The following is an 8,214-nucleotide window of genomic DNA, read 5'->3' on the forward strand; positions in this document are numbered from 1 at the left end:
GCCATACTTGAAAGTATAATGTAAGTAATTAGCCAACCACGGGGCTTCTTTTGCCTTTTTTTTCGTTTGGTAAATTTCTTAAATATTTATAGCTAAACGACAACCGTCATCCCGCTACTTGTTAGCGGGATCTATGTTAAGGTATGGCGGTTAAATAAGGGATCTATGTTAAGAGATACCGCGAATGAATCGCGGTATGACGGTTCGCGGCGGGATTCCAGTGTCTGGGCACTGGGATGACAGGAAAAGGGGCTACTTGGATTACAGCAGATCACCTCTTCACAAAAATTTTATCAGTAATACGCATATCAATAATACTCCAATCGCTGAAAGTAAAATCAGTTGTATTTTGCAAGTGGTTTAAATATTCCCATGCACTATAAGGGTTATCTTCAGGCAGTTTTACTGTGGAATCGTTATCAAGTATGATATTCCATCTTCTATTCCCTATATAAGCAAAAGAAGAAATGTGGTCACTTAATTGAGTTTTACTCTCTAACACATCTCTAACAAATTCTAGGTTTGATAACGAGTTTTGTCCTGTAATTACAACAAGATCATCTACTAGATAGTCATCTACGATCACTTTGCCTTCGAAATCAATTACCGAGGTTTTGTTATTATCTTTCCAGAGAGCAAACGGTTTATGCTCATCTATATTAATGTGTAGAGTATTGGGCAAAATTCTGTGAACTCTTACGTGTTTTATCCACCTGCTTACGGATTGTATGTTACCGGCAAGTTTTGAAAGTGATATATACAGGATAGGTTGCGTTCTATCTGTCAAACTTAGAATATCCTTTTTGTTTGTAAATTTATTGCCGCTCACGACTACTTCGTCGATTGAAAATCCACTACTGAGTAATAAACTAGATAGGCAGTCATTATACCAAGTAAAGTAGTAATTAAATCGATTTATTATTTTATCAAGTGAGCTGTAAAGTATTAGCGTAAGAAAAAGTGCTGTGATAATAACCAAGGCACACTTACGCAAAAAACTCCTTTGGCTTCTAGTAATACTGCTCAACATGACTTAAATCCCTAATATTTTTGTGCTGCAAACTATCTTCAATAATAATTTTAACTAATTCATTAAAATCGATTCCTTTTGCCAATTTTGCAATTTCTGGCACTAACGATAGCTCAGTAAAGCCAGGATGTGTATTAATCTCAAGCATTTTTAAAGTGTTATTTTGGGGATTATAACGGAAATCTGAGCGGGAAATAGTTTTGCATCCTAAAAATTGATGAACTTTCAGTGCGTGTTCCAAGGTCATTTTATATATATTGTTAGGAATTTCAGCAGGAAATATATGTTCTGCAAATCCATCTGTATACTTTGCTTCATAATCATAGAATTTATTTTTTGGTCGTACTTCTATAGTGCCAATTGCTTCATCCAGCAATACAGCAGTATGTAACTCTATGCCCGGTATGTATTCTTCTACGATCATCTTTTCCATTATAGTAGAACTATTATCTTTCAGTTCTAAGTAATCCTCGTGCGAGAAAATTATGTACACTCCAATACTTGAACCTTCATTAATTGGTTTTAAGACGTACGGATAATCGATTTTAATATTATTTTTTAGTACATCTTCTCGGCTAATTACATAACCTTTTGGAGTGTCGATATTAAGGGATCGAAATATATGCTTTGACATCACTTTATTTATAGCAACGGCAGAAGCCATAACTCCTGAGTGTGTATATTTTATACCTAAAATCTCCAGTAAACCTTGAATGCAGCCATCTTCACCATAAGGTCCATGCAGAGCAATAAAAGCAAGCTCAGGATTAATTTTTTTAAGCTTTTCAGCAATATTGCTGTCAACATCTATTTCTATTGCATTATATGAAAGGCTATCAAGCGCCTTCTTGACTGCTTTTCCGCTCATAAGCGATATTTCTCTCTCACAAGAAAATCCACCACTTAAAATTGCTATAGTTGGAATCATAAGCATTCTATGTTTTGCTATATAGCATACATAATGGTTACATTAAGCTTATTAAATACCTACTTTGGCTAACTATAAACTTTCTTCAAGCACTTTTTTTATCCACTTCAAATAGCGTGCTCGGCAACGGTAGTGGCGTGTTTGCTGCACCTTTATACTGTTCACAGATAAGCTTTTCTAAATCCTCAGCAGATTGTTCTTTTGCTTCTTCTTTTTTCACTACTCCACTAGTTACTAAATCAATTAAGGCTGTAGTGTGTATTATCATTCGATTATTTAGCTCAAATATCTTTTTTGTATCAAGTGAAGAGTTTCTAATTAAGGCAGATAGTGCATGCATATATTTGTCTATATCAGAAAGACTTTTGCTTATATCATAGTTGCTAACTAACATATATTCCTTCAAACGCTCAATTTCTTCTGGAGTAAACTTGTAAACTTCATCAAGTTTCCTTATTAAAGATATAGTAAGTATTCTACTTAGAACTCTCAATTCTCTAATAAATTGTACTCCTTCTCCTTCAGGATAAGACATTTCTTCTTTTTTATATTTCTTAAATAATTCTTGATCATAAGACTTTCTGAGATCTGACATCATTGCCAATGCTAACTCTTTTGAACCTAGCTTAAAAACTTCGTTGAAGCTGCTTGCGTTGGCATCTTGTGCACTGCCTGCAGTAACTCCACAACTCCAAGAAATCTTTTCAAACAAGCTATGATACTCTTTTATCATCTCTTCCAGCAATATTTTAATATCATCTTCGGTTAACTCTACTGTTGATAATAGATCACATGCTTTTTCAAGATTACCGTTCGCTTGAAAAAGTAACCCTTCAATCTTTTTAATGGTTTCTCTTTTATTTATACTCATAACTTACCCCCAAGATTTAATGCTAACAGCTAGTTTTATAATCAAATATTTCAAAAGTCAATAAGCCTTTTTCCTTAATCCTTAAATTAATCGATACTAATTTATCAGCATAACAACTTAGATAACGCAACTATTTTCAGCAACCAAAAACAACAACCCTGAAATACAAAAAGTTTCTTTTCCTTCAGTAGCATTATTCTAAATTTTCATCAAAATAAGCTGTTTTATCCTTTTTTTCCTTATACTCTTCTGCGGTATAGAGGGGTTGCTTCTTAGCTGTGATATTTGGCCATTTTTGTGAGTATTCTACGTTTATGTTGTAAAATGATTTGAAGATTTTTTGTTCGCTGCTCAGCAACTCTTCATCTAGTTCTAAAATATCTTTTATGGAATCATCAGTTACAATTGCATCCACCGGACACTCAGGTATGCACACTCCGCAATCAATACATTCATCTGGGTTAATCACGAGCATGTTTTTACCTTCATAGAAGCAGTCAACGGGACATACTTCCACACAGTCCGTATATTTACATTTTATGCATTTATCTGTAACAAAATGCGTCATAAAACACTGTATATTTGCATTATCTTGGGTACACTAAATTGATAAGAAATTCAAGTCTTTTATGAAGATAAATAAATTGAACAACAAAGAATTAGAAGTATGGTTAAGCTTGGCTAGAACTATAGGACCAATAAAGTTTTTTAGTATACTAAGAACACATAGATCGCTAGATGAGGTGTTGAAATATCTCAATAGGGTGGCTAATAATAAGGTGTATGGCATTCAAGATGCACGAGAAGAAATCAATAATGCAGAAAGAATTGGAGCTAAAATTATACCCGCATGTGACCCAGATTACCCTGATCTTTTAAGAAATATCTCTAGTTGTCCTCCTGTAATAACTGCACTTGGTGATATATCATTATTAAGCCGTGAGATAATTGCAATAATCGGTGGGCGTAACTCTTCAATGAATGGAAGAAATTTTGCCAATAAGTTGGCACTTGATTTAAGCGAAGCTGGTTTTGTTATTGTTTCTGGACTTGCAAAAGGAATCGATACTGCAGCAAACAGTGTAATATACAAAAATCATCCCACTATTGCTGTTACAGCAAGCGGAATTGATGTGGTGTATCCAAAAGAGAATTTTGATCTATACAAAAAAATCACTGGGAACGGTGGGTTAGTAATTACTGAGCTTCCATTTGCTACTAAACCAAAGCCTCAATATTTTCCTCAGAGGAATCGAATTATATCTGGTCTATCGCTGGGTGTTGCAGTGATTGAAGCGTCGAAACGTTCTGGCTCTCTAATAACAGCAGATTTTGCTTTAAATCAAGGGAGAGAGGTGTTTGCAGTTTCTGGTTTCCCTTTAGATTCACGCTGTAGTGGTAGTAATTATTTAATTAAAAACGGTGCTAAGCTTATCGAATCCGCTGATGACATAATAGAGAGTATTAGGTTTAGTTTACCTCCGCAGCAAAAAAACCTATTTGATGTTGAGCACCATTTTGTTAACCAAAAACAAGAAAAATTACAACAGGCAAAATCTGTTATAGTTGATCATATTAACTCTGTACCTGTTGATATAGATGAACTTATATTAGCAAGCGGACTTTCTACCAACATAGCTCTAATGGCTCTTTTGGAACTAGAGTTGGAAAACAAAATAGAGCGTTCACCGGGGAATAAAATATCGTTAATTTTCTAGATTACTTTAGCTATACTAGATGTTCGTACAGATATAGCTAAAGTGGCTTAGGTTTACCTACAATTTGAAAAACAACAAATTCGTCATTCCGCTACTCGTTAGCGGAATCTATGCTGAGATACCGCGAATGAATCGCGGTATGACGTAGGGAAATCTTTCTTGGGTTAGCTATATATGCTTGACACTGAAATGATGTCATTTATCATAGGATTCTTAGTTGCTGATTTTAGAATTGATAAGAGAAAACTTTTTTTCAACTTGTTGTATGATTTTATAAAAGTGATCGAAATCTAAGCTTGCACTGCCAATTAAAACTCCTGATAAATTTGAGATACTGAGCAAATTTTCTATATTTTCTGAACTGACTGAACCACCATATATAATGTGTTTTTTACCAGTACACAATTTTATTACCTCTATCACCTCAGCAATTGCGTCATTGCTTGGTACACATCCTGTACCTATTGCCCATATTGGCTCATATGCTACGGTATATTCACCGTGTGTTGGCAAACGGTTTTTGCATTGATATTCTATTACTTCTTTTGTTTTTTCATTCTTATAATCTTCTGAATTTTCACCCACACAGATAATTGGGTGTAAGCCTGATTCTATTGATGTTTTGGACTTAAGTTTTATTTCACTATCTTTTTCATTGGCCCTTTCAGAATGCCCAAGTATTACGTAAGTACACCCTAGTTCTTTTAACATTTCTGCGCTAATTTCACCTGTGTAAGAACCGGACTTTTTCTGATGGCAATTCTGTGCTCCTATACTAATATTATTGCTTAGCTCTATACTATCTGGCAATGATGTAAAAGGAGGGCAAATCACTAGCTTAGAGGTAATTTCGTTGCTCTTGTTGTTAAGTTTGCCTATAAAGTCAACAAATGAAGAACGCATTCCATTCATTTTCCAATTTGCTACTATTAAAAAGGACATCAACTTTACTTATATGGGCGAGAGTGCCGGCTGTCGGACTTGAACTGACAACCTACTGATTACAAGTCAGTTGCTCTACCAATTGAGCTAAGCCGGCGTTAGACACATTAATAATATACAATTATCAATGAATTTTCGTCAACTAATTTTTAAAATACTGTATAATGAAAATAATATGAAAAAATTTTTACTGAAGCCAAAAAAGAGTCTAGGGCAAAATTTTATTTTATCGAGTGAGATAACAAAAAAAATCGTCGCTTTAGCTGGTAGTCTGGAAAATTTTAATGTCATTGAAATTGGTCCTGGATATGGTGCATTAACAAGAGAAATATTGGTGCATAATCGAAAGTCTCTACTTTCTATAGAAAAAGATAGAGATTTAGTAAAACACCATGACCAACTGCTAAATGAGCATCAAGGAAAGTATAGAATTATAGAAGCGGATGCACTGCATGTTATAGAAGAAGAGCTGATAGAGCGCCCAGTTAAAGTTATTGCTAACTTGCCTTACAATATCTCGGTAGTGTTATTTTTAAAGTGGTTAAATAATATAAAATTTTTTACGAACTTGACATTAATGTTTCAAAAAGAGGTAGCAGATCGCATTACGGCAAGACCCAATTCTAAAGATTATGGTTCCTTATCAGTGCTAAGCCAGTTACTATGTGATATAAAAAAGGAATTTGATATTGAACCTAAAGAGTTTTTTCCAAGACCAAAAATACATTCTTCAGTAATTACAGTAAATCCTTTGCCTACCCCAAAGTTTGTAGTAAACTTGGAAACCTTAATAAAATTAACACGTGCTGTTTTTGCTCAAAGAAGAAAGATGCTGAGAAATAGCTTGCAAAATATAACGAACCACGCTGAAACTGTCCTTGAAAACGCTAAATTGAGCGGAAACCAGCGTCCAGAAAACTTAACTATTGAGCAGTTTTGTTTGCTGGCAAATAATGTAGAATGCTTATTTTGCAATAAAATGTATTAGCAACCATATAGCTTTTCTATCTCCTAAAAACAGTTAGAGCTATACAATTAAAGGCTCCTAGCTAATTTTGCCTATTGCAATTTAATTAATTGGCGTATAAGCTTTAAATAAAGCCTATGAAAAAAATGGAAGCTTGTTATTCGTTTGACGATATACTTCTTTTGCCAGCCTATTCTAATATATTGCCTTGCGATGCAGATACAAAAACTTATTTAACAAATAGTATAGAACTAAATATCCCTCTCATATCCTCTGCAATGGATACTGTTACTGAATCGGGCTTTGCAATAGCTATTGCCCAACATGGAGGGATAGGTTGCATACATAAGAATTTATCAATAGATGAACAAGTTTTAGAAGTAAGAAGGGTGAAAAAATATGAAAGTTGGATCGTGTATAACCCAATTACGATTTCACCGGATAAAACAGTTGCGGAAGCAATTTCATTAATGAGAGAGCACAATTATTCTGGCATTCCTGTAGTCGATCAACGCAAGTTAGTTGGAATTTTAACTAACCGAGATGTGAGATTTATTGAAGACCAGAACATGAATGTAAAAGTTTCCGAAGTGATGACAAAAGATAAGTTAGTGACAGTGCGGGAGCAGGGAGTGAATAGTGCCTCAGCAATGAAATTGTTGCATGAAAATAGAATAGAAAAGCTTTTGGTCGTAGATGAAAATTCTTGTTGTATAGGTTTAATTACGGTTAAAGACATTGAAAAATACAATAGATACCCAAATTCATGTAAAGACAGTAAAGGGCGTCTCAGAGTTGCCGCTGCAATTGGCACTGGTAAAAAAGATGGTATAGACAGATGTGAAGCTTTGATCGGAGAAGAAGTTGATGTAGTTGTTGTGGATACTGCTCACGGTCATTCCGAAAACGTTATCAATACCATTAGGGAAATAAAAAAGATGTATCCTAATACGCAATTAATTGGCGGAAACATTGCAACAAAGGAGGCTGCTGAAGCGTTGATTGATGCGGGTGTTGATGCAGTGAAGGTTGGAATAGGACCAGGATCAATCTGTACAACCAGAATAGTTACAGGTGTTGGTGTGCCACAATTCTCTGCAATCAAGAATGTTGCAGAGGCGTGTAGAGCAAGAAACGTCAGACTAATTGCTGATGGTGGGGTAAAATACTCAGGAGATGTTGCAAAAGCTATTGCAGCTGGTGCTGACTCTGTGATGATTGGTTCGATTTTTGCTGGCACTGACGAAAGCCCAGGTGAGATTATTATGTATAAGGGCAGAGCATATAAAGGCTATCGAGGAATGGGATCTATTAGTGCAATGAAACGAGGTTCAGCTAGCCGTTATTTTCAAGATAAAGATTCAAAACTCAAATTAGTTCCACAAGGAGTGGAAGGAAGAGTTCCATTCAAAGGTCCAGCTTCAGGAGTAATCCATCAATTGATTGGCGGATTGCAAGCTGCAATGGGGTATACTGGTAATAGGAATATAGAAGAGATGAAAAAAAATTGTAAATTTGTTACTATTACTGCATCAGGATTAAGAGAGAGTCACGCTCATGATATAGTCATTACACAAGAAGCTCCAAATTATGCTTATCAAACGTCCAATTTGTCAACCGATTCGGAGTAGTCCAGAAAAAGTAGAGAGAAAGTTAAGACGTTTTTGGAGTAAAATAAAATGTTTTTTCAAAATATGACAAATAGAAGAGAATATACAGCAGAATTCAAATTAGAAGCTGTTAAGCTGGTTAAAGAAA

8 protein-coding genes and 1 tRNA gene are annotated in these 8,214 nt (G+C 34.9%); 3 read left to right on the plus strand and 6 right to left on the minus strand.

What is annotated here, in order from left to right:
• Nucleotides 1–271: 271 nt before the first annotated feature.
• The 4 genes from WOCAOBSORBRA_RS04810 to WOCAOBSORBRA_RS04825 all read right to left on the minus strand — a co-directional run bounded on the left by WOCAOBSORBRA_RS04810 (nucleotide 272) and on the right by WOCAOBSORBRA_RS04825 (nucleotide 3,397).
• On the minus strand, nucleotides 272–1,030 hold the full coding sequence (locus WOCAOBSORBRA_RS04810) for a cell division protein FtsQ/DivIB (protein ID WP_155968992.1): 759 nt from the start codon (nucleotides 1,028–1,030) through the stop codon (nucleotides 272–274).
• Complete coding sequence (locus WOCAOBSORBRA_RS04815; protein ID WP_174516042.1) at nucleotides 1,011–1,964, minus strand: D-alanine--D-alanine ligase; 954 nt, start codon at nucleotides 1,962–1,964, stop codon at nucleotides 1,011–1,013. Before WOCAOBSORBRA_RS04815 ends, WOCAOBSORBRA_RS04810 begins: the two co-directional genes overlap by 20 nt.
• 79 nt (nucleotides 1,965–2,043) lie before the next feature.
• Nucleotides 2,044–2,829 carry a hypothetical protein gene (locus tag WOCAOBSORBRA_RS04820; protein ID WP_174516043.1) on the minus strand — a complete coding sequence of 262 codons (786 nt, stop codon included), beginning with the start codon at nucleotides 2,827–2,829 and terminating at the stop codon, nucleotides 2,044–2,046.
• A 193-nt stretch (nucleotides 2,830–3,022) separates the two neighbouring features.
• Complete coding sequence (locus WOCAOBSORBRA_RS04825; RefSeq protein ID WP_174516044.1) at nucleotides 3,023–3,397, minus strand: ferredoxin family protein; 375 nt, start codon at nucleotides 3,395–3,397, stop codon at nucleotides 3,023–3,025.
• 61 nt (nucleotides 3,398–3,458) lie between these two features.
• Here WOCAOBSORBRA_RS04825 and dprA point away from each other — a divergent pair, with 61 nt between their 5' ends.
• Nucleotides 3,459–4,547, plus strand: coding sequence for a DNA-processing protein DprA (dprA, locus tag WOCAOBSORBRA_RS04830; RefSeq protein WP_174516045.1), 1,089 nt, complete (start codon nucleotides 3,459–3,461; stop codon nucleotides 4,545–4,547).
• 213 nt (nucleotides 4,548–4,760) lie between these two features.
• On the opposite strand, the gene WOCAOBSORBRA_RS04835 is transcribed toward dprA, so the two are convergent.
• Together WOCAOBSORBRA_RS04835 and WOCAOBSORBRA_RS04840 are read right to left on the minus strand one after the other, a co-directional pair.
• Nucleotides 4,761–5,489 (minus strand): triosephosphate isomerase, encoded by a 729-nt coding sequence (locus WOCAOBSORBRA_RS04835; protein ID WP_174516046.1) that lies wholly within the window; start codon nucleotides 5,487–5,489, stop codon nucleotides 4,761–4,763.
• 24 nt (nucleotides 5,490–5,513) lie between these two features.
• A tRNA-Thr gene (locus WOCAOBSORBRA_RS04840) sits at nucleotides 5,514–5,586 on the minus strand.
• Nucleotides 5,587–5,664: 78 nt separating this feature from the next.
• Here WOCAOBSORBRA_RS04840 and rsmA point away from each other — a divergent pair.
• Together rsmA and guaB are read left to right on the plus strand one after the other, a co-directional pair.
• On the plus strand, nucleotides 5,665–6,477 hold the full coding sequence (rsmA, locus tag WOCAOBSORBRA_RS04845; RefSeq protein WP_174516047.1) for a 16S rRNA (adenine(1518)-N(6)/adenine(1519)-N(6))-dimethyltransferase RsmA: 813 nt from the start codon (nucleotides 5,665–5,667) through the stop codon (nucleotides 6,475–6,477).
• A 116-nt stretch (nucleotides 6,478–6,593) separates the two neighbouring features.
• The gene (guaB, locus tag WOCAOBSORBRA_RS04850; RefSeq protein ID WP_065095043.1) at nucleotides 6,594–8,087 is read left to right on the plus strand and encodes an IMP dehydrogenase; all 1,494 of its coding nucleotides are present in this window, start codon (nucleotides 6,594–6,596) and stop codon (nucleotides 8,085–8,087) included.
• Nucleotides 8,088–8,214 lie beyond the last annotated feature (127 nt).

The sequence above is a fragment of the Wolbachia endosymbiont of Cardiocondyla obscurior genome, from assembly GCF_902713635.1.
In the GTDB taxonomy this organism is placed as follows: Bacteria; Pseudomonadota; Alphaproteobacteria; order Rickettsiales; family Anaplasmataceae; genus Wolbachia; species Wolbachia pipientis.